General features: G+C 44.4%; 20 protein-coding genes. 6 read left to right on the top strand and 14 right to left on the bottom strand.

Annotation, left to right across the window (positions count from 1 at the left end; all coding sequences use genetic code 11):
- The first annotated feature begins 69 nt into the window (after positions 1–69).
- Positions 70–513 carry a hypothetical protein gene (locus tag E8L90_RS08255; protein ID WP_137028838.1) on the top strand — a complete coding sequence of 148 codons (444 nt, stop codon included), beginning with the start codon at positions 70–72 and terminating at the stop codon, positions 511–513.
- Positions 514–634: 121 nt separating this feature from the next.
- On the top strand, positions 635–2,074 hold the full coding sequence (locus E8L90_RS08250; protein ID WP_162309066.1) for a competence protein CoiA: 1,440 nt from the start codon (positions 635–637) through the stop codon (positions 2,072–2,074).
- A gap of 1,258 nt (positions 2,075–3,332) precedes the next feature.
- On the opposite strand, the gene E8L90_RS08245 is transcribed toward E8L90_RS08250, so the two are convergent.
- The 9 genes from E8L90_RS08245 to E8L90_RS08205 form a co-directional block, all read right to left on the bottom strand.
- Positions 3,333–4,025 (bottom strand): DUF4241 domain-containing protein, encoded by a 693-nt coding sequence (locus E8L90_RS08245; RefSeq protein WP_137028835.1) that lies wholly within the window; start codon positions 4,023–4,025, stop codon positions 3,333–3,335.
- A gap of 80 nt (positions 4,026–4,105) precedes the next feature.
- Positions 4,106–4,813, bottom strand: a complete 708-nt coding sequence (gene deoD, locus E8L90_RS08240) for a purine-nucleoside phosphorylase (protein ID WP_137028833.1) — start codon at positions 4,811–4,813, stop codon at positions 4,106–4,108.
- A gap of 177 nt (positions 4,814–4,990) precedes the next feature.
- Positions 4,991–5,746 carry a glycosyltransferase family A protein gene (locus E8L90_RS08235; protein ID WP_137028831.1) on the bottom strand — a complete coding sequence of 252 codons (756 nt, stop codon included), beginning with the start codon at positions 5,744–5,746 and terminating at the stop codon, positions 4,991–4,993.
- Positions 5,706–6,581 carry a glycosyltransferase gene (locus E8L90_RS08230; protein WP_137028830.1) on the bottom strand — a complete coding sequence of 292 codons (876 nt, stop codon included), beginning with the start codon at positions 6,579–6,581 and terminating at the stop codon, positions 5,706–5,708. The genes E8L90_RS08235 and E8L90_RS08230 overlap by 41 nt, the downstream gene beginning before the upstream one ends.
- 157 nt (positions 6,582–6,738) lie before the next feature.
- Positions 6,739–7,953, bottom strand: coding sequence for a D-alanyl-D-alanine carboxypeptidase family protein (locus E8L90_RS08225; protein WP_137028828.1), 1,215 nt, complete (start codon positions 7,951–7,953; stop codon positions 6,739–6,741).
- Between the two features lie 71 nt (positions 7,954–8,024).
- Entirely contained in the window at positions 8,025–8,840 is an 816-nt protein-coding gene (locus tag E8L90_RS08220) for a GTP pyrophosphokinase (RefSeq protein ID WP_137028826.1), read from the bottom strand.
- 15 nt (positions 8,841–8,855) lie between these two features.
- Positions 8,856–9,731: a M23 family metallopeptidase gene (locus tag E8L90_RS08215; RefSeq protein ID WP_137028825.1), complete on the bottom strand. Its 876-nt coding sequence runs from the start codon at positions 9,729–9,731 to the stop codon at positions 8,856–8,858.
- Positions 9,732–9,835: 104 nt separating this feature from the next.
- Positions 9,836–10,093, bottom strand: coding sequence for a hypothetical protein (locus E8L90_RS08210; protein ID WP_137028823.1), 258 nt, complete (start codon positions 10,091–10,093; stop codon positions 9,836–9,838).
- 186 nt (positions 10,094–10,279) lie between these two features.
- A complete protein-coding gene (locus tag E8L90_RS08205) occupies positions 10,280–10,486 on the bottom strand; it encodes an alpha/beta-type small acid-soluble spore protein (protein WP_015891328.1) in 207 nt (68 codons plus the stop codon).
- Between the two features lie 249 nt (positions 10,487–10,735).
- Here E8L90_RS08205 and E8L90_RS08200 point away from each other — a divergent pair, with 249 nt between their 5' ends.
- Positions 10,736–11,614, top strand: a complete 879-nt coding sequence (locus tag E8L90_RS08200) for a 5'-3' exonuclease (protein WP_137028821.1) — start codon at positions 10,736–10,738, stop codon at positions 11,612–11,614.
- 60 nt (positions 11,615–11,674) lie between these two features.
- On the opposite strand, the gene E8L90_RS08195 is transcribed toward E8L90_RS08200, so the two are convergent.
- The 3 genes from E8L90_RS08195 to E8L90_RS08185 form a co-directional block, all read right to left on the bottom strand.
- Entirely contained in the window at positions 11,675–11,974 is a 300-nt protein-coding gene (locus E8L90_RS08195; protein ID WP_069844930.1) for a MarR family transcriptional regulator, read from the bottom strand.
- Positions 11,975–12,130: 156 nt separating this feature from the next.
- Complete coding sequence (locus E8L90_RS08190; RefSeq protein WP_137028819.1) at positions 12,131–13,849, bottom strand: VWA domain-containing protein; 1,719 nt, start codon at positions 13,847–13,849, stop codon at positions 12,131–12,133.
- A 12-nt stretch (positions 13,850–13,861) separates the two neighbouring features.
- Complete coding sequence (locus E8L90_RS08185; RefSeq protein ID WP_137028817.1) at positions 13,862–15,163, bottom strand: AAA family ATPase; 1,302 nt, start codon at positions 15,161–15,163, stop codon at positions 13,862–13,864.
- Between the two features lie 233 nt (positions 15,164–15,396).
- Here E8L90_RS08185 and E8L90_RS08180 point away from each other — a divergent pair, with 233 nt between their 5' ends.
- Both E8L90_RS08180 and E8L90_RS08175 read left to right on the top strand, forming a co-directional pair.
- Positions 15,397–16,791, top strand: a complete 1,395-nt coding sequence (locus E8L90_RS08180; protein WP_137028816.1) for a hypothetical protein — start codon at positions 15,397–15,399, stop codon at positions 16,789–16,791.
- 155 nt (positions 16,792–16,946) lie between these two features.
- The gene (locus E8L90_RS08175; RefSeq protein ID WP_137028815.1) at positions 16,947–17,978 is read left to right on the top strand and encodes a YkvI family membrane protein; all 1,032 of its coding nucleotides are present in this window, start codon (positions 16,947–16,949) and stop codon (positions 17,976–17,978) included.
- A gap of 178 nt (positions 17,979–18,156) precedes the next feature.
- On the opposite strand, the gene E8L90_RS08170 is transcribed toward E8L90_RS08175, so the two are convergent.
- Positions 18,157–20,103, bottom strand: a complete 1,947-nt coding sequence (locus E8L90_RS08170; RefSeq protein WP_137028813.1) for a hypothetical protein — start codon at positions 20,101–20,103, stop codon at positions 18,157–18,159.
- Positions 20,104–20,222: 119 nt separating this feature from the next.
- Between E8L90_RS08170 and E8L90_RS08165 the strand changes: the two genes are divergently transcribed.
- Positions 20,223–21,458 (top strand): hypothetical protein, encoded by a 1,236-nt coding sequence (locus tag E8L90_RS08165; protein ID WP_137028812.1) that lies wholly within the window; start codon positions 20,223–20,225, stop codon positions 21,456–21,458.
- Positions 21,459–21,570: 112 nt separating this feature from the next.
- Here the strand turns inward: E8L90_RS08165 and E8L90_RS08160 are convergent, their stop codons facing one another.
- Positions 21,571–22,506: a DUF4261 domain-containing protein gene (locus E8L90_RS08160; protein WP_137028810.1), complete on the bottom strand. Its 936-nt coding sequence runs from the start codon at positions 22,504–22,506 to the stop codon at positions 21,571–21,573.
- Between the last annotated feature and the right edge of the window lie 3 nt (positions 22,507–22,509).

Raw genomic sequence — 22,509 nt, 5'->3', positions numbered from 1 at the left:
CATCTTCTATTTTAAAGTGAGCTTTTATTGGAAAGGACTGATAACAAGAATCTAATAAGGAGCAATCTCATGTACTATCAAATAGCAAGTATTCTTAGGCCCATCTTCATTGAAAGCATAGGTGATTATAAAATCATGTATGATGATCTAAACCTCTATTCCGTTTGGTATGAGAAACATTGTTTGTTCGAAAATACATCAATAAGATCTGCAAAAGAGTTCTGCAATGTAAGAGTAAACCGGAAATGTACAATTGTACTTGTTCTCAACACGTTCTTTGTATCTATTCACGGACAGACTTTTTCAAAGTACGTGGATGAAAACAGCTGGCATATGCGGTATCATTTTCCTTGGGTTGGTTTTTATCCATTACCAACAAAAGTATTAAAAGGAACTCTTTTGTATAACGAGCTAATCGATAATTTAATTGAAGCAGAGAAAAAAAGAACTATAAAAAGTGTGTATAAGCCATATTTGAATCAGAATCATAGAGAAAAATACAGCAGAATATAATGGGACTTATCCTAGCTTCACTAATCATATGGAGAAGTCTTGTATCGATTGTTGGTCATTGAAATGTAAATAGTAGGGCAATAACCAAACTTTAATTACGCGGTTGAGAGCAGGTGAAGATATGTTTGTTGCTCGAACGATTGCAGGGTATCGTGTATGTACCTTAGAACAATCGAAAGATGAACTACAGCCACTAGCTAAAAGTGGGGAATTGATGTGCCCAGTTTGCCATGAGGAAGTACGATATTGGTCTCAAACAGATAGTGTTCGCCCACATTTCAAGCATAAATCAAAAGAAAACTGTTTAGATGATAAATACGGCGAAAACGAAACAATAGAGCATCAAAATGGAAAGTATCTACTGTATAAACATTTGAAAGAATTGTATCCTAAATCGCAAGTAGAGTTGGAATATCGTGTTAAAGAAACCGAACAACGTAGTGATGTAATCGTTATCCATCCAAATGGTGAAAAATGGGCAATTGAATTTCAATGCTCCCCAATCTCTAAAGACGTTTGGAGTAAGAGAAACAATTTATATAAATCAGCTGGAATTAAAGCATTTTGGATGCTAGGGATCTCTGTATTACACAGAAACAAGGAGAAAAAATCCCCGTTAGAAAATGCAATCTACCAAGATAACCAACGTGTGTTTTACTTAGATACCATAACGAAAAAAGTAATACTACATGAACGTTTTCTATATAAGTTTAACGGTTTCAACTTTGATGTTAGTCCTGATGTATTCATAACAAGTAACTTATCCGCAGTTTTAATTCAACCGGAAAAGGGCCCCGGGGCAATCAGAGAGCTTCAATCACAGGAGAGTCCTTTAACTTTATGGATTCAAGAACTAAACGATTTTTATGAACAACAAGAAGAGAAATTTAGAAACCATCTAACCGGTTATGTGGAAAGCAAACATGCAGAAGAAGAGCTAGCTAAACAACAAGAACAAGAGAAAGTTAAACAAAAAAAGGCTGCTCAAAAGGCATATTTTCAAAATCTTATGGACAGAAGAGGTAACTTATTAAAGAATTTAACGGACGAGGAATCAGAACTTTTCCGAGCTTTGACAAAAAAATACCAACTTACTCCAGAAAGCTTTCCTGGATTATTTTTATTAACAGTGGAAGGGCAAGAGCATATAGAAACACCCAGCCAACTGTGGCAATTATGGCTATATGATCAACTTTTTGAAACAACAAGGGATAGCCGAATTCCATGGGATACTATAGAACGAAATTTTGTGAATAATATGCTAAAAAGGGTATTTCGAGCACAGATCCTTGGAAAGCAATTTGCAATTCCGCTACACTATTATAAGTTTAAAATAAACAAAATAGGATTAATTGAGTTTTTAGGAGATCTGAAGGAATTGGTTCATCCATTAGATTTTCTTATTCATAACCACAAGGAAAATATCCTGTTACAGATGCATTGGGAGGGAGTATGGGAGGATATTTCAGGTGGAGGAATAGTAGATCAATGGGACTCACATTACAGAAGAAAATCTCCGTATCATATAAATCTCAAAAAGTACTTATTGAAAAATGAATGAAAACTTTTTAGAAAAACAATAACATGAATTTAATAAAGTAAATTGACAAACAAAAAAAGAACCCATAAAAAAGAGACTGCTGCAAAAGTCGTGTTTTTTGAAAAACCAAAGATTTTAGGGGGTACAAATATGTCTCCCTAAACGTGAAACGAGCCTTAGAAGCGATTCTAGACGCTCGTTTTTCTTTGACTGATATGTTGTTCTGAAAAAAATGGACTTTTGCAGTGCTCTGTAAAAAAAGAAGGTTCTTTTTTTGTTTCATTTCAGTTCATGAAAACTACATTTCATGAACTGAAAACAAAATGAATCATTCACTAGGAGAAGAACCTGTACATTGTGCCTCTACATTTGTACTTGTGGGCTTTAAGACCCTCCAATGTATTTATATGCAATAATCACGTATGTTATAGCGGTATGTTGGTGTCGTCAGGCACTCGTGTCCGTAAACAATCATTAAAACTGTGACACAAACAAGTATACCAATGATCCAAATTTAGTATACATGTTTGTGTCACAGTAACCACAAAGAACTGTTAGTATACATGTTTGTGTCACTTTGGTATACATGATTGTGTCACTAGACAATCGGAACTTAAAGCCTTTAGTTATTGTCCAACTTGCTCTTTTTATGAGTTTACATAATATATATTATCGGACTCAAAATGAAATGCATAATTTCTGAGAGGGGTACTCACCTGTTTATAAATTTTATTGTTATAAACTTGTTCGTGCATGGATCTAATTGAATGATGCTGCAAAATAATTAGCTTTTTCTCATCTGTCACTGCCATACGACATCATACATGCACGGAAATTTGCTCTTATAAAAAACCTGATTAATAATCAGGAGCGATTCCAATATGTTTGTCAGTTTCACTGTAAGCACATTAACAAGCAGCAACAAAACTGCTGTCTGAACCATCCATCATCGAATAAGACAACGTATTTTCACTAGAATAAAAAAATTCATTAAAAGTAAAAAATACTGTTTACATTTATTGTAAATTTATATATAGTATAATTAAGGTCACTATAACTAAAAAACGCCCGGAGGTCCCAAATGACCAAAGTAATCCCAAAATCCAAAACGATCACCACTACACTGAAAAAAAGATCGTACGAAAATACTTTAAATAACCTGGCACAGTACCTCGAACGAAATAAGAAAAAATAACCAATAAAAAGAGTGCCACTGGAGGCACTCTACTTTGGCGTGTATAAGCTTTTCTTCTCTCTTCCTTCCCTGTTACCCCGACTTCTATTCTTCAGCAGCCGTTCCCATCCAATCCAGCAAGTAAAAATCTGTCACCAAACGTGCGATTTGTCCCTCGGCATCATAACCGATATAGCTCGCGTAGCTGCCGTCTCCCCAACCTGTTGAAAACATGGCAACATTACAGCCTTCCGCTAAATCTATTAGCCCCCAACTCCGCGTATGTTTATACGTTTGATCCATTTTCTTCGTCAACGTCTCAAAGAACAGCTCGTCCTTCTCCATTTCTCGTTCCAAAAGCGCGCAAGCTTCTGCATCCATGAACGAGCCTGTGCCCGCATCCACACCGTAGCCAAAAAATTCACCTTCGCCAAGCTGTGACACATCTGACTCCGGCCAAACAGCCATTTTCCAAGACACGACAGGTTTCTCTGAGAACACAATCCGTGCCAATGCTACCCGTTCATCTGGCTCCAGAGAGTCAGCCGTTTGTTCTTCCTTTGACTGGGATTGAACCTGCGCGATAGCAAGCTGTACGGTGAAGCTCCCCTTTGGGAAAACCTCCACAAACGGTTCCGTTTCAAACATGACAAACGGATCGTTCGCCACAATTTTTCCTGTTTTTATCTGAAGCTTGCCCATATCTTGGCGGAAAAACCGATATAAATAGCCATCCTGCTCTTGCGTATACCCTTCGTCAAATGCCGTTTCAAAAAAGGCAGGGCAGTTATGTTTCATGATTCCATCCCCTTCTTCTATCCTCTACATAAAATCCCACTGACGATAGTTTGCCAGTGGGATGTCGTCTGCATGCTAATTTACTTGATCAGAGCTGCTTCCAGCGCCACTTCAATCATTTCATTGAAGGTTGTTTGGCGCTCGTCCGCGGAAGTTTCTTCACCGGTCAGGATGTGATCACTTACGGTGAGAATAGACAATGCGTTGCGCTTGTATTTTGCAGCCAATGTGTACAGCGCGGAAGATTCCATTTCAACAGCAAGCACTTGATAGGAAGCCAATTTTTTGTACAAATCTAAGTTCTCGCGATAGAAGCTGTCGCTCGTAAAGATATTGCCCACTTTAACAGACAGATTGCGCTCTGTCGCTGCTTGATACGCTTTGTGCAGCAAATCAAAGTTAGCAGTAGGAGCAAAATCAACCTGATTAAGCAGGAGACGATTCGTTTGGGAATCGGATGATGCAGCCATACCAATAATCACATCACGTACTTTGATGTCTTCCTGGATCGCGCCACAAGTACCTACGCGGATCAGGTTTTGAACGCCATATGATTGCATGAGCTCATTGGCGTAGATCGAGATAGAAGGAACTCCCATGCCCGTTCCTTGTACAGAAACGCGCTTACCTTTGTATGTACCTGTGAAGCCGAGCATGCCACGCACGTTGTTGTAGCACTCCGCTCCTTCGAGGAAAGTTTCAGCAATGTATTTGGCCCGTAGCGGATCGCCCGGCAGTAGGATGGTTTCAGCAATTTGACCTTGCTGTGCTCCAATATGAATACTCATAATCTGTTTGCTCCTTTATCAAGAAAAAATGACCTACTTGCCTATCGTACTACAAAAACCGAACAATGCAAAGTCAAGAGATCAAATGATTCCAGCTACTTATGATGGCGCGTTTGCCTTTTGAGAATAATGAATAAGCGATACCCATAGATGGCATCGCCTCGACAACGGTTTCATTCATTTGAGGGACATTACATAATCCATTGCTTCCAGGTGATCTCCCAGGATCGTCCAGTTAACGCTCGGTCTATTCTTTCTTTGTGTCGCTCTTTTTTTTGTAAGCTTTGCTGAGGCAATGTAAGGAGATGGCACGACTCGCAATTGATTATGCAGAGCAATGGCGTGCGCAACGGCAGGTACGACCAAATGTTGAACGCCGATGATAGAGGCAGCTTGTCGCGTCATGGCAAAAGGTAAATCGTACATCGAGGAGGTTCCAAGTTCATGCCGTGAAACCAAGGTATTGAGAAATGTCTTCGCTAGCAAAACGGTATCCGGTTCCATTGATGGTTGTTGTCGAAGTGGTGTCATGGGCTTTCTCAAGACGATGTCTGCTCCCTGGTAACACGTTCTGACAAATGACTGCATGTCATTTGCAGCTACGACGTGAGCCGCATCGAGAAACAGCCACACATCTCCTGTGGCCTCCTTGGCACCAATTGCTCTCCATACATCATCGCCTAAAGGAAACGGATACACAAACGCTGTGAGTGGACAAGTGGAATAAGTCAGTATCTTTTTCACCGATTGATCTGGGCAACCATCCACAACGAGTACGATTTCCATGGGCCGGAGCTTCTCAATTTGTTTGAGTACTTTTTGGATCGTCTGCTCGTGGTGAACACAGAGAATGACACTTAATCGATTTATATTCTGACATTTTTCTTTGTCATTAATGTGCTCTTCTCTGCGTTTTTTTGTGGGATCTCGCATATTTCGCTTTGCGTTTGCCACCCCATCCACCGCCCTCCTTAACCCGCGATTCTAGATGAATGACCGAGCGCAAATGCAAAACGTCCGATGAAAGCACCAAGTCGCGGTGTCGTTGGCCATCCTGCTCTGCGCTTCGCAGCTTCGTTCCACCCGTTAGTAACTGGATTGCCTTCGCATGCTCCCGAAAAATCGTACGGATGTCTTTTCGCAGGATATCACGAGTGCCTGTTGATTGTTTTTCCGCGGCAAACGGGGCGATTGTCGTTATTTTGAGCCCCAAGACAGACGCTAGAACCAACGCAACTGCTGGATTGCATAAATTCTTGGAACCAAGTGCCTCCAGAGCATTTCTGCTCAAGGCAAAGGGAATATTTTCAAAGGAAGCCGAGCCCATGCTTTTTTGACATAGAAGATGATTCAACAGGCAATAGGCACTGAGTGCTGAACGTTTTCCTCTTTTCGTTACCCAATGGTCAGGGCATGTTGTGATAATGACATCCGATCCCTTTTTAACCAGGGTGACATATTTCTTCAAGTATAAGAGAGGCATGGCGAGGTACTCGTCGATAAAAAGAACAACGTCTCCCCTCGCGTGAGCAGAGCCGATCACTCTTGCCTCATGGCTGTCTACGTCCAAATCCGTTGAAATGACTTGTGCTCCCCATTCATTGGACAGGATAGCTTCTTGGGAGCCGACTCCGTTGCACACGACGATTACTTCCGTGTGTGGATCTATTCTTTTGACAAAAGTGAGCAGTTTCTTCATATTCCTGGCGTTGTCACTCATTGGGATGATGACGGACACGGCAGGGCAATTAAAGATTCGGTTGTCCATCTCACTCCCCCTCACCAGAGATAAGTTATTACTCTAATGTACGCTCGTTTTCCACGATTGGACACGGCATCTATCCCTCACAATTCAATAAGAGATGACCTAACAAAAAAACAGGACGCGCATAGTACCACGTCCTGTTTGGATTCTCATTTTTGTATTAGTAGAACCGCCGTTGAAGACTGCGCTCGCGAATTCGTTTATTCCTCTGCACACGGGAAAACGTATACACGATTAAGAAAAGGTTCATTCCTAACCAGACGATTAATACGCTATAGCGGGCCAGTGGATGTGCGTTGCCACTTTCTGCATCCCCAAATACAGGAGCTGGAGCTGGCGGATCATGACGAAGCAACGGATAAGAGATCGCTAGCTTGCCAGCCTGGACAGACAGGCTCCCATCTGCTTTTAGCTCTACCAAAGGCTCCACACCTTTGGGAACCGTCGCATACAAGTCCTCCTTGGCTGTATAAGTCACAGCCGAGTTGTTGCCCGGAACAGCTGCTTCTGAAAAGGAATCGCCTTTTTTGGCGATTGGTTTGGTCTCAAATCCTTGAAAACCAAAGTCCAGTAGCTTTTTTACATCTTTGTATGCATTTGCACTCGTAGAGGCCTTCATCGTGACAGCGATGAGCTCCATGTCTCCCCTCTTGGCGGAGCCTACCAGCGTATGCATCGCTTGATCTGTGAAACCGTTTTTGATGCCAGTCGCCCCTTCGTAATCGCGCAAGAGCTTGTTATGATTCACTAGCACTGTTTCCCACGTTTGCCCATGCCAAGGCAGGCGCTTTGTACCGACAATTTCCCTGAAAACGGGATTTTTCATCGCGTACCGTGAAATTTTGGCCATGTCAGCGACAGTCGTGTAATGATTCGGATCATGCAGTCCGTGTGGATTGCTAAAATTCGTTTCGGTGACACCTACTTTTTCTTTCAAATAGGCGTTCAAGTCCACTGCAAAACGCTCTGTCGTCTGGCTCATATGCTCCGCAATCGCTGTACCAGCGTCGTTACCCGAATTCATGAGCAGTCCGTACAACAAATTGCGGAGGGAAATCTTTTCTCCCTCTTCCAAATAAACACGTGTTCCTTCTTCACGACGTGCTTTTTTTGAGACGGTGACAGTGTCATCCAGATTCCCTTTTTCAATCGCGTAAATACCTGTTGCGATTTTCGTAATACTAGCAGGGTACAACTTCTCATGAGGGTTCTTTTCAAACAAGACTTGTCCCGTTGTAGCATCAATCAGAATGGCTGATTGTCCAGTGAGAGTGTTAGGCTCCAGGCTTGATGTCTCCTCGGCAAAAGCAGAAGGCATGCCTAGGTTGAACAAAACCATCACCACAACGAGTAGGTTCGTTAGTAAAAAGCGCATGTTAGTCTATATCCTTTCCTACTTTGTCGCGTTTTTTCAGGTTACATTTAGTCTGTAGACAACAAAAGACGTTATTTCAACCGTATTCCCAACAAATCGTGAATCATTTTAAACTTAGGATTGTCCGCAAAAGCCTCTTCGAAACCACTGACATGTTCCCTGTACAAGGCTGCCGCGGAATCCAAATCCTGCTTAACGTACAAAGAAAATATTTCTTCCAATTTTTCTTCCAATGTCGTATCAACTTCTGCCGGTGTGAGAATCTCTTGGCGCAAATTGTTCATCAACACGTCGAGCTGATGTGTGATTACAGACGCTTCATGAAGCTGCTCCAACACGTCTGTCGGAATATTGCCCGCATATTTGTAGCGCAGTTCATGTTCATTTGTCGCCCAGAAGTTCATTCCCAATGTACGGATTTGGATCTCACAAAAAAGTGTTCTCTTTTCACTGCCATGGTAGACCGTATACGAAACGATCATGTGAATACTTCGGTAGCCGGATTCCTTCGGAGCTGCTATATAGTCTTTGACATCGTGAATGACAATATCCTCCCGCTCCTGCAACAACTGCTGCACCTCGCGCACGTCGTCTACATAGCGGCATACGATTCGAAGGCCCGCGATATCCTGGACTTCCTTGGCGACGTCACTTTGCCAATGATCTCCCAAAAAGTCGATTCCTTTTTCGTTCGCCTTCTTTACTAAACTGTCGACTTTTTTCACTCGTCCGACAACAAATTCAATGGGAGAATAACGGCCGCTTTTTTGAAAGCCGTATTTAATTCCCTTTAGTTTTAACTTTAGCTCTTCAACTGCCTGTTCATACGGCGCCAAGAAATGAACCATGTTGTTGAGCACTTTGCTTGGCACATTTGTGACTCTCATGAAGACACCTCCAAATTACTTCCAGAGGAAAGGTGATGCATCAAAAAACGGCTGCGGATTTACATACGTATTACCCACTAACATACCGTAATGAAGGTGAGGACCTGTAGAAAAACCGGTGCTACCTATTTGTCCAATCACCTGTCCCTGTTTCACTTCTTGCCCTGTCTTGACATCTAGCTTGGACAAGTGAGCATATATGGAAAAAATATTTAACCCGTGATCGATGATGATCGTATTGCCTGTTAAGTATAAAGAGTCGGCCAGAACCACTTTCCCGTGGTTGCTCGCCCCAATTGGCGTTCCTGTTTTGTTCGCGATGTCAATCGCCGCGTGCCGGTTGGCTGGTACACCATTTACTACGCGCTGGTAGCCGAATGGAGTCGTTAATGTTCCGACTGCTGGCTGTTGAAACGGCTCAGAGAAATACGGAATCGCACTTGAGCTTGATCTGGCTGCATTGATCTTTTTTTGATCGGCATTGATTCGCTTCGTATCCTGTCGCATTTTGTTGAGCTGTTTACTTACCGTGAGCTTGTCTACTTCGAATTTTTTCGGTGCGATTGTCACCGTTACGGAATGCTTGTTGTCAGCAGAGGTGACTTTATAGGTCCCTGCTTTCATGTCAAAAGGAATTGGGATAAACCGGGCATACTCATCCTGTGTCTTTTGCAAACGATAATTCTGAGAGAATACCGTTACGGTTTGTGGCTCTTTACTGCGTACAAAAATAACGTCCCCAGGATATGTTTTGGCTGGCGTTACGCTGATTGCTGGTTGTTGTTTCGTTGTTTGGGCGTAAACCCCTTCTACTGTCTGGCTGAATATACTTGTCCCAGAGACGAGCGTCAATGCTGAGACCAACATGAGACTAACCATTGATTTGAACATAGACATGCTCCCTCCCATTATCTAGTATAACAAAACACACCCTGAAAGGAAAAAGAAAAAGAAGGCTAATGAGCTAGCCTTCTCCAATCATTCCAAATGTACTCTTACTGTTTCTTCGAATAATCCGACATCATATCCATGATGGATTGCACGCCTGTCAGCATTTCGCTCGCACGTTTGGTTTTTTGCGAGATGCCTTCAAAATCAAATATCCCTTTTTTGCGGTCGTTCCATCTTTTAAACAATTCTTCCGCCATACCGGGGTTGCTTTTGACCGCTCTAATCCGCATGGAATCTTCGAGGACCCACGCTTCAAATTCGGGATGCATTTTTAAAAGCTGCTTGACTTCTTTTTTGTTCATAGCCGGACGTCTCTCCTTTCCACTGGACAAACGAGGATAGTTAACTGTTCGTTACACCATATGACTAGTCCGCGAATGTGCTTGTGTGTTTGCACCACACAGGAAAGAAAAGGGCTATTCATGGGAAACATAGAAAGGCCCCTAAAAAGGGACCTCTCTTCATCCAGCTATTTACTTGTCAGTACGTTAAACTTGACGACCTGCCAATTGTTGCTCTGCGAAGCTTACCAGACGCTTGGTAATTTCTCCACCAACAGAACCGTTTTGGCGAGAAGTAGTGTCTGGTCCGAGATTTACACCGAATTCAGATGCAATCTCATACTTCAGTTGATCCAAAGCTTGGTTCGCTTGAGGAACTACCAGGTTGTTGCTGCCAGAGTTGTTGTTAGCCATGATTGATTCCTCCCGACGCGTTTTTTTCTCCCGGGACGGGTTTGAACCGTCTGCGTTTTGCTTCTCGCTTTGAGACCGGAAGTTATATTCAAGAGGTGGTTGTTGACCTCTTGTGGTACTATCATCCCACCGTAACAAAAGTACATTCACGTTTCTCACGATATTTCTGTTGTAAAATCTGACAAGGTTGTCCCGCTCCTTTATGCTATAATGGTGCGTATAGTTTGGTAGTGAGAGGGGCAAGGTTTTGTGAGTAATTCAGGAAAAGTACTGCTCATCGATGGCATGAGCTTTTTATTTCGCGCCTTTTATGGTTCTGCTTGGGGTGGAGCCTATCGCCAGACTTCAACAGGTGTGTACACAAATGCGGTTTATGGATTTACCAAAATGATGCTCGATTACGCAGAGTTGACACGTCCTACTCATCTCGTGGTCGGCTGGGATGTCGCTTCGCGCGAGTCCTTAGTGCGCAGTCAATGGTATGACGGTTATAAATCAAATCGCCAAGCAGCACCGGATGAGCTCATTCCACAATTCGATTTGGTAAAAGAAGTAACGGATGCGTTCTCAGTTCCGAACTTGGGCTGCCCAGGCTTTGAAGGCGATGATGTATTGGGTACGCTCTCTACACGTCTTTCCGAAGAAGGACACGAGGTCATCATTGCAACAGGTGATTACGATAGCTTGCAGTTGATATCTGAGCGAGTCAGCGTAAAAATCCTCAAAAATGGTGGCAAACATGAGCATTATAATCCAGCGAGCCTCTTGGCATTGCGTGGAATTACACCTGAACAGGTCGTTGATGTCAAAGCTTTAATGGGAGATGCATCTGACTGTATCCCAGGCTGTCCAGGAATTGGTGAGAAAACAGCGACAAAACTGATTACTGAGCATGGTGATCTGGACAACCTATATGTAAATCTGGCAAGCTGTACGCCTAAAATGCGCGGAAAGCTGGAAGAGAACCGCGATCAGGTGTACTTGAGCAGAAAGCTCGCTACGATTATTCGGGATGTTCCGGTGGAGTATGCGCTGGAGGATGCCTTATGGGAATACGATCGTCAAGTCGTTCAGAACAAATTCGATGAGCTTGAATTCGGACGTACGATGGCAGCGAGAGTTGGCTAATTGGGATCATGAGCATCGGCTGAGAAGGAGCGGTCTATCCACTTTTTTCAGCCGATTTTTTTATGCACTGCATAATCTCTCCGTCAGTGAAACCCACACGATTCGGCGATCCGTTTGGTCTCGGAATCTTCGTACCAAATTTTCCTCCTCAAGCCTACTAATCAAGCCTGAAGTTGTGCTGTTTGACAAATCGACAGCCTTGCTGATGTCCCCCATTGTTTTTGGCCCATTTCCAAGAATTTCGAGAATCAATACTTGTTGCCAATTGATTTCATTTGTCTCCAGCTCTTTTTGTGCAATATTTGAAAACAAGACATTAGCTCCTCGTATAAGCTTGGCCAACTTTATTAGTTCCTTCATGGTGTCCTCCTTTTGCCATTTTCCTTGCCTAGCTACGCTTAGCATAGGCCAAATCATTAAAGAAAAAAGTGGGTAAGAGATAAATTTTTTCTTAAGCTTCATTAAAAAATCCCGTCCCACGAGAGGAGACGAGATTTGGAAGTGACGTCGAACCACTTATTTAGCTGTTTGAAATACATCCAGGAGTAGCCCTGTATTCTCCTCCCCATCCGCTTCCCAGCTCGTCGCAAATTTGACACGGTGAGAAACGCCCAGCAAATTATACGCTTGAACAAGATGCTGCCTCGCAGAACCCACAATCAAGCTGTGCAAGCGAACTTGTTTATGCTGGCCCAAAGAGATTAGTTTTTCTTGGACATAAGGAGAAATGCCCCCAATTCCATCCGTTACCATGACAAAATCTGCACCACGCCACGCTTGTTCCTTTTCCACCAGCTCAATAGCTCGCTTCATCGGGGCGTCGAAGTGAGTCCCACCGCCAAATGCCATTTGCGCCAGGCCGTAAAAGGCAGCCCAATCTGGCTTTTTGTGATAGAGCGGTTGCTCTCTAATTTCGCCTTTTGCCCCGAACAAGAGGAGGATAAAATCACGCTTTTCCAGCATCGACAGGGCGGCAAACGTCATGAGGAAGATTTGCGCAAGCCGCAGCTTACTTCCGCGCATCGAATGGGATGTGTCCAGCATGCAGATCACCGGACCTTTTGGCGGTTCTTCTACCCATCCCGCAGTATCGTAGGTCATGAGCTTTTGATCCAGCCATTTGAGCATGAAGTAGTTCTCGAAGTCCGGATCAGCGAGAAGCACAGCTTCACCAGGCAGCATGTGTGCAATATCGCTCGATTGCCGCAAATCATAGTATTCCTCAGGAAAATGCCTGGAGCGAATTTCTTTGCGCTTTACACGGAAGCGATGTACTTGCCTACCTACCTCGCTCAGAAAAGCGACTAGGTCGGGATGGCGCTTCAATTTCTCAATCCATTTCAAATACTGCTCAAAGCTTTGCCTGCGCAGCTTACCTAGCTCATGGCCCCAGCTTCGGTTAGCAAAACGCTGACTGGCCGCAAATACCTCTTCAACAAAAAGCGTATCGAGTTCTTCAGTGGATAGCGTCGCCTTTAACGATTGCTCCAGCCATTGTCCCAGCTCTTTTTCAAAAGCGGCGATCGCTTCTTTCTCTTGCTTTTGCAGTCGATCTAGCTGCTTTTCCCTCTGAGCGAGGTCACTCTCCAGTTTTTTGACCTTTTGCAGGAGCTTGGTCCGTTTCGTGAAGTGGACTTTCATTTCTTCTTGCAGTTCCGTTATCCGATTTTGCAAAGATACTACCTCTGCCCTCACTAACGGCTTAGTGTCCATAGCCTCTTGCTTGTCTTCCACGACCCGCTTCCCCTGTTGAAGCGTATAACCAACTAACTCAAGCTTGGCCTTTTGTTTTTCTGTCAGCAGCTCGGAAAGCTGTGCTTGTTGACTTCCCTCCTGGCCTTGCTGGTCTTTCAAGCCAGTTAAGAGCGGAGAGGGCCGTTGATCCTTCTCCCGCTGCTTCACTTCCTCAGAAAACGTCTCTGTCAGCCACAGCAAGGCCTTGATTGCGGTTTTGAACGACGCACTTTCCTGCCCGACTGTCCGCGGATGAATCATGCGTGTAAAATACTGCTTCATGAGCGTACGAATCATCCAATGATGAAAAGGAGTGGATTCTTGCGTCAGATCGATCTCTGGCTTTTCCAAATAAAAGACGAGGAAAAAATCGGCCAAGAGCTCCAAATTAAACCATGCTGCTCGTGCCCGCGCTTCATGAACCCATTCCTGAGCCGTGCGCGAAGAGGCGAGGTATGTTTCAAATACATAACGATCAACACCACTAGCGCGAATGATCATACGAGCTACCCCCTACAACGTAAAATCATAATCCGCTCCGGGGATTTCCTTGTCAAAAATCGTCTGATACGTGCGATGGAGTTGCTGCAAAATCCGTTCGCCTTCAATGCGCAGGTACGAATATTTGACCGCGTATTTTTCTGCATAGGGAATCAAACGGTTTTTTTCCAGGACATAGGCATGCAGATCATGCTCCCGCTTCTCCCACTGAATGAGACGATTACGCAAATCTCGCGCCGTGTCTTCTACCTCATCGCGACTCTCCTCTAACAACCGGACATTGCGCTCCATCGCTTCCTTGCCGAGCTTTGCGCCCACTTCCTTTTTAAACTGGAAAGCATGCAGCTCGGATTCTTTTTCCTTCCATTTATCCGCAATTTGTCCGAAGCGTTGGAGTGGCAATTCATTCTCCATATCATTCTTCAGCATTTCCGTAAATTGTTGTTCAAACGCTTCTTGCATGACCGTCAAGTCCTCAGGAACATTCCACAGCATATGCGGAGTGAAAACCGTGTCCCAGATCGTCACTTGCTCACGCCCATGCAAGGCAGCAGAAGTACGCCATACATGAGCTATTTTGCTCCAGCGACGGTCGGAGAGCACATACTCTCTTGCTTCCAAGTCTTGTTTTAGGCGGTACAAGAAATAAATAATGGTTTCTGGAATGACCACTTGCTTCGCTGCCGCTTGAATATCCTTCACGTCGTATAGAGAGAACACAACAGGAAGAGACGTCGTTGGCAATGAAAACATGCGTTCATAGCTTGCAGCATGCTTCAAATAGTGAACCTCATAGCGAAACAGGAAGCGGTCATAAAGAGCAGTCAATTGATCATCGTCATCCGGAAGTTCATTCGAAGCAGCAATTAAAAACTGCAACGGAACCTCCTCTTTTTCTCTGCCATTGAAATAAATTCGCTCGTTTAATATAGAAAGCAGCGCATTCAGAATCGCGCTGTTCGCTTTGAAAATTTCGTCCAAAAACGCAAATTGAGCGTTGGGCAAATAGCCTGCTGTCTTTCGTACGTATTGGTCCAATTTCAATTGCTGAAGAGATACTGGACCGAATATCTCATCAGGCGTCGTAAAACGGGTAAGCAAATACTCGAACCAATGTTCCGATCCAAAAAGCTGAGAGACTGATCGTGCTAGCTGAGATTTGGCTGTACCCGGCGGACCGACTAATAAAGCATTTTCCCCGCTCATGATGCCGAGCATTAAAAGGCGAATCAGTTCACTTCTTTCCAGGAATCGGCGCTCCAAAAGCTCAATTGCCTGGTCCATTTTACGTTGGATGGGTGTAGTCGAATTCATCGTAGTTGGCTGCACGACGGACTGGTTACGTACGTCGCTGTGCCGATCCCCCTCTCTTGCTTGGAACCCAAATGTACGTCATTCATTAATAGTGGCATATCATGGACAAAAATGCCAGTTTCCAGTTGATTCACCCGTCTGCACGAGGATGTAGGATCACCCATGGCCTATTTTTCGCATATATTGTGGCATCAATGTACTTTCAGCGGAGTAACGAAAAAGGAGGGTGCGACATGGGAATCGAGCTTTTGTGGATACATGGTGTGTATGTCTTGTTCGTGATTGGCATTATTCTCGTGATGGTTTTGCGAAAAGACACGAGTCTGATTAGTATCGTGGGCATAGCGATCCTCGGTTTCGTCGCAACAGGCTCTGTGACAACAGCCGTCGGCGGAATATTCGGTAGCTTCATCTATGCGATTACCGAGCTATTGCCGACGATTTTAGTCATCTGCATCATCGTTGCCATGAGTCACGTTTTGACCGATACGGGCGTAAATGAAACAATGATTCGGCCGATGACCCATTTGGTTCGAAATCCTACATTGGCTTATTGGGTTATCGGGATCGTGATGATGGTCATCTCCTGGTTTTTCTGGCCTTCTCCAGCTGTCGCACTGATCGGAGCCGTCATGTTGCCTGTGGCTTTGCGTGCTGGTCTGCCAGCGATGGGTGTCGCCGTTTCGATGAACCTGTTTGGACACGGGATTGCGCTGTCCGGCGATTATATTATTCAAGGGGCTCCTACTTTAACGGCTAAAGCCGCAGGGATTCCTGTCTCGGACGTGATTTCAGCCAGTGTCCCTCTTGTGATTATTATGGGCGTCGTGACAACTGCAATCGCATTCTGGTATTTGAAAAAAGACATGAAGCTCGGCGTGCTTGCATCCCCCAAAGAGACAGTTGTACCCGATGCTGTTTTTACTTCCACACGAGTCCCTTTGTCAGATGGCGTGCGGCGTTCCTTGGCTGGACTTGTGCCGGTATTATTTGTCCTCGATGTCGTGGCCATGTTTGCTTTTGATTTACGCGGAGGCGATGCAACGGCGCTAGTGGGCGGAACCGCCTTGCTCATTCTCATCATCGCAACGATGCTTGCGCATAAGCAAAGTGGTCTCGAGCAGGTAACCACACATCTCATTCAAGGCTTTCAGTTCGGCTTTAAAGTATTTGGTCCGGTCATCCCAATTGCTGCCTTCTTTTATATGGGGGACAGTGGGTTTAACAAGGTGTTTGGGGAGGTCCTGCCGCAAGGTTCGCACGGAATCGTAAATGACCTCGGCATGGCGCTTGCACAGACGATTCCTATTAGCAAAGAAATAGCTGCTCTCACTGTATCCGCCGTAGGTGTCATCACAGGGCTGGATGGCTCAGGCTTCTCCGGGATTACCCTGGCTGGCTCTTTGGCTCAACTGTTCGCAACTGCTTTGGGTGCCGGTGTGGCTACGTTAACAGCGCTTGGACAAATTGCCGCCATCTGGGTCGGCGGTGGAACGATTATTCCCTGGGCGTTGATTCCCGCTGCGGCGATTTGTGGCGTAGACCCTTTTGAGCTGGCGAGACGAAATCTGTATCCCGTAGCGATCGGACTTTTGGTGACGACAATCGTAGCGATGTTTCTTCTGTAAAATGTCGGTATCTATGCGAAAAAGCGAATGGACACGAGCCGTTCGCTTTTTTCCTTGGTTAGGTTATGAGATAGACGAGTTTTCCCATTCTGTTTTTCTCCGAGACTCATACACTTGTACTAGCATCTATTTGGATGGGAAAGGAAAAAAACAGTATGAAGTTGTGGGGAAAAAGTATCCAGGTCGCAGCAACGTACATTGGAACCGTCGTGGGCGCCGGGTTTGCGAGCGGTCAAGAAATACTCGCGTTTTTCACCGCCTACGGCCATGCCGGAACAATCGGCATCCTGCTCGCAACATCTCTTTTTGTTTGGCTGGGCTACAAGATGATGCTAATCGCTCATCATTTGCGCACACCCTCCTATGAATCGTTTAATCAAAAACTGTTTGGACCGATGATCGGTCGTACGATGAATATTTTGGTCTTTCTCACCCTTTTTGGCGTCACGACTGTCATGTTGGCAGGAGCGGGCTCAGTCTTGGAGGAGCAGTTTGACATTCCGTATTTGGTCGGAACCACAGCCACCGTTTTGTTCGCCCTGTTGATTTTACGAAAAGGGTTGGAGCAGCTACTCGTCGTGAATGCGATTGTCGTTCCGTCCATGGTATTGTTCGCTTTGCTCATTTTGCTGGATGGCACCGCAGAATCTCCCATGCCTCTCTCGACCCCATCCGATTACTCCTTCTTATGGAAAACCGTCTTATACGTGTCCTTTAATCTAGCCATGGCCCAATCCGTTCTCATCCCGATCGGCTATGCGATCCGCGACAAGGTTGTTTTGTTTCGGGCAGCCGTCATTGGCGGGGTCGTACTTGGATTCATGCTCCTCGTCGTCCACACTGCCATGTTGGCCAACTGGGACGATGTCCGTCTCATGAATATCCCGATCCTTTTTGTAACAGACCAATGGAACGAGTGGCTCCAGCTGTTCTTTGTTTTCGTGCTCTATTCTGAGATTTTTACCACACTGATTTCCAACGTGTTCGGGATTGGTCAGCAGCTGCGTGAATTATTGGATGTTCCGGAAACGCAGCTATACTTGTATTTGTTTTCTAGTGCTTTCGTATTGTGCCTGATTGGGTATAGTCAGTTGCTCATGTTTTTGTATCCGCTGTTTGGGTATTTGGGGTTGTCTACGCTCTGTCGGATCTCGCTTCCAGGGAATGTAATCAGAAAGCGGTTTTGATTGGACGACCATTAAAATGTTCCACTCTTCATCCATGTCAAGAATGTTCGGATTTAAGGTGATCGAATGGTCCATCCAAAAGTATTACCCCCGTAATTTTTTTAACAACGAGCAAAATACCTCCTTAAAAACCGAACAATTATTCTTTGTATCGATACAAAGTACGGAGTTCGTTATCTCATACATTTTTCTTTCGTAATACTTCTGCATACTTTTCTATGGATTCCAGTTCCATGAGCCGAATCAAATTCATCGCCTTACTTTCCCATTTCTCTATTTGATCCTCTTCATATAGCATTTCAATGAATGGTTCGTACAAACACGGGCTTTTGGTTGCGGCAGGATGTTTTCGGTCCACTAAATGAGCCCACTCTAGATATCGTTGGCAAATCGAGTAAGCGAGGGTGCCGTCATCAGTCTGTAACAGCGGGTAATCATAGCATAGCTTTGACAGGATTTGATCTCTATGAACAGAAGCGAAAGGCGATTCAGAAAGAGCATTCCCTAGACGTCTTTCTAAACGTGTAAACGCAGCTTTCAACGCTTCGTCACTTCTCTTTGATTTACCAAAGTCCCACTCCACCGTGTTCCTGATTTTCTTATCCCATTTCACGCGTTTGATTTGATCAATGGCATACTCAACATTCCGATTTCTCCAGGCTTCAGCTGTTCTGTGATACACATCGAATGGATCTTTACCAGCCCTCGCCTGCCAACTTGAGGGATGAAAGGCGTTCCCGCCAACCTCAATAAGCCCATGATCTACACGTATACTTCCTTCGAGTGCAAATAGTAAAAGGATAGGTTCATAGATTCGATAGATGTGAGCAGCGATCTCATTTCCTTCTTTGGCACAAGTCATATAGTACAGTGTTAACTCACTAACGGATTGTGCATGGTTACCCCTCATTCTTGCCACGACTGTATTTTTCTTTACGATATCATGCTCGGCTGGTACACCTGCTGCACGATAAGGATGAAAGTACAATGGATGAACATTCATTGGATGAGCTTTGATGAATACGTGGATCCGTCGCAAATATTCATGGAACAGGAAATAATCCACGTTATTCTCAGCTGAAGTACTTCTATGGCTATGATGGTTTGCCAGGTTGGCTATATATGTGATCAGCTTTAAAATCCGTTCATCTCCGTTACACAAAGCAAATTCCAGCAGACTATGATCAAAATCTTCGATAGGCAGCTCAAGCGCTGGAAATTTCAATAAAAAGTCTTCGATTGGTCGCTCTCTTTGGTAGGTTTTCTGTCCCGTTACATACAAATAGATGTCTTTCGCTTCCTTTACTTGAGGAACGGTGATCATGGAATAATCGCAGGTTTTATATAAACGAGATTGAAAATGAAACATTTCCATCGTATTCTTGACTTCGGCACATTCACGATCATATTGGTAGGAGCAATCAAACGGAAACCCACGCAGAATGGAATAACTGCTAAGACCGAGCTGCGTAAGATCAGCGACCTCCATCGCATACGCCACCGCATATATTCCCCTTCCATTTCGAACATGAACATATAACCGGCCATCATGGCTCTTCCACCACTTTTGATATCCCTGACTCGCCTGCTCAATAAGAATTGGTTTCTGTTCAATACGTGAGAGCCAATGCGCAACTTCTGACTGTTCTATCCATTTTACTACCCATTGTTTTTTCTCTCGCAGCAGACTGTATTTAACACCTTCACTCTCTAGCAGTTCCTCAATATTTTCAGCAAATACCTGAAATGTAGTATAGAGTAACGTATACAGCTTGCCGTCCTCATCTATATATCCAGCCTTACTCAACCGATCATCCATTACATGAAAGCACTCTACCACTGGTCGTCCTTCATAATTCAAAACCTCGGGTATTCTCCGTTCCTCTCCATCTCGATGAGCAAAGTTCCCCCATAAATCGATGCAAAAACTATTGTCAATCTCTCCCCCAAATGAATAGCTCAAACCTCCATACTTTTCCTGCACATCCAACAAAGCATCAAAAGCTGGAATACCCTTCTGTTGTAGGATTTTTCTTACTTGCTCTCTGTCCGTAATGGTTTCCCTTCTTGTACATTGCTGAATAAAAGCCTTCGCTGTTTCTGACAATTTGTCACTGTCTGGCAAATTCGTAGCCTCCTTTCGAGATTTTTGATTTAATTTTTACACGAATGGTAACATTTGTCACAGTTGAACCGTCATTGATTAAGGCCAACTCATCAACCTCCTAGAAAGGAATTCCTATCATGAAATTTTCTACTCTATTAAAAACCATGCTGATTCTATTTCTCACCTTCTTCTCTACTTTGCCAATCAAGGCCGAAGAGCAGCAAGACCCATCAAGAGAACAGCAATTACCAGTGGTGTATCAAAACCTGCAAATACCGTCTCATTTGACAGAGCCATTCTTTCTTTTCACGAAGCAACCACTTTACAAGTATGATTCACCTCCAAAGAGTTACACCATGTCATTGGTTTCACCGTCTGGAAAAGTAATAAAAAGCAATTATCTCGCTTATAAGAGTGAAGTGTACCCGCTCCGAAATGGATACGGATATTATTTTGATTCCCCCTTTTTTAAACATATGGACTATTTCCTTTACGATAAACAGGGCAATGTTAAGAAAATGACTACTTGTTGCGATATTGGCACTTTCAAGCAGATACATGGGGAATGGTTTACGGGCACGGACTATCCGGGAAACCTGCCGTATCTGTACAATGCCAAAACAGGGAAAATTACCAAGAAGTTTCCCGATGCGGATCATCCATACTACTTAGCCGAACCGACTACGAAAACGTTTGATCCGTATTACTTGCCCTATGGTGAAATGGTAAAAGACGCAAAAGGGGACGAATACTACAAGATGGGCATGAGAAATATTCATGGAAAAATACTGAGCAAGCCATTTTTCGATGAATATTTCGGATATGGTGAAGGCTGGCATCGTGTGAAAATAAATGGCCAAACGCATTTTATCAGTAATGAAGGCAAAATTATGCTGAAGCCTTCCCGTAACTATAAAGTCGAATCGAATATGCACAGTGGAGCATTTATTGTCTCAGGCAAGCTGGGGAACGAAGAATTTTATGTGCTGATGAATAAAAAGGGACTCATTGCTTCCAAAAAGTATGCGTTTATCCGCCCAACCTCCGATGGTCATTTTCTCGCTGTGACGAAAACCAACAAGCAATATACCTTTACCAAAATTAATGCGGCAGATAAAGTCGTCTCACCGCAACAATATGTTCTAACCAAGCCAGAACAAATAAAAGAGCTCAAGCAGACGGGACAAGTGTTTCATACTGATTCCCAGATCATTGCGAACACAGTTAACAATCAAAGCTTCAACTTTCCACATCAATTGCTGATTAGCCCTACGAATGAGACAGTCGCCATCGAGTACACCATCTCAGGGACCAAAAAGATCGGCGTATATACGCATGACGGCAAACTAATTTACGAGGAGATGATCAAATAAGTAGTTACAGTGAGCCTAGCTTCTCTAAAATACTCAAAGTAACGTATAAAAGCACGACTATGCCCGGTAAAGGGGGATGGTCGTGCTTTTTCCTATCAAGTTCTCTTGCTCATTATTCCAATCCCGCAGGCTTTTCCCTTCCATCTAATGGATACCAGCGAAGCACATCACGCGGAGGGCTTGCCAACCCTTCCTCCAACAAGACACACTTCCAAATTTCTTCACCCGGCCCATCCGTTGTATCTCCGTCATTGATAACAGGACCATTCTCGTATACATAGTTCGAGATATTCCGCAGGAAACTCGCGACCTCATTTGGATCGTAGGCATCCCCATTAAATACCGCCTCATGATCGATCGCATCCAACTGCTGCATGCCGACTGTATCCATCAAGAGCCATCCTTCTGGAAGATTGAACAACCGGACATTGGACCACAGCTCCAGCGGAAGGAGCTGTATTTCCTCATAGCGTTGATTCAGCTCTTGCATCAGCTCGGCAGACGCGAGGCACTCCCCATTCGGATTAAAAAAGCAAAGGGCTTCTGGCATTTTCAACAGCGACTCAGCAATGGCAGTGACAGTCATCAACTCCGGGAGTGCTTCATAATCCTCAGGTACTACAGGAGCCTGATCGTCCGACTCGCCCAACACGAAAGAAGAGCGGATACGGATAAACGCTCCGTGCTCGGATGCAGCTTGCCGCCCTTCGGGATATCCCCATGACTGCTGAGTTGCCCGCTCCAGGCTATTCGGGAACGTAAACGGACCGAAAAAGCCCATCGACCAAGCACCAAACAGCATCGTATCTTCTGTCGGGTCTCCCATACTATCCGGCCAAGGCTTATCGACGACATCGACCTGAATATATCCGTTTACCTCAGGACGATAAGGAATAAGCAAGCTAGGGCCGCTGAACACCCATTGGTCAAACGTTTCCATGATGTTGGCAATTTCGAATTGATCCTTGAGCATGTCTGCTATTTTGTGAATCGGAACCGCCGTTGACAACAGGACGGCAACTCCTTGCGAATACATACCTTTTGGCATAAC

Source organism: Brevibacillus antibioticus, from assembly GCF_005217615.1.
In the GTDB taxonomy this organism is placed as follows: Bacteria; Bacillota; Bacilli; order Brevibacillales; family Brevibacillaceae; genus Brevibacillus; species Brevibacillus antibioticus.
The sequence above is the reverse complement of the archived record's forward strand: the minus strand, read 5'-3'. Positions and strand labels throughout refer to the sequence as shown.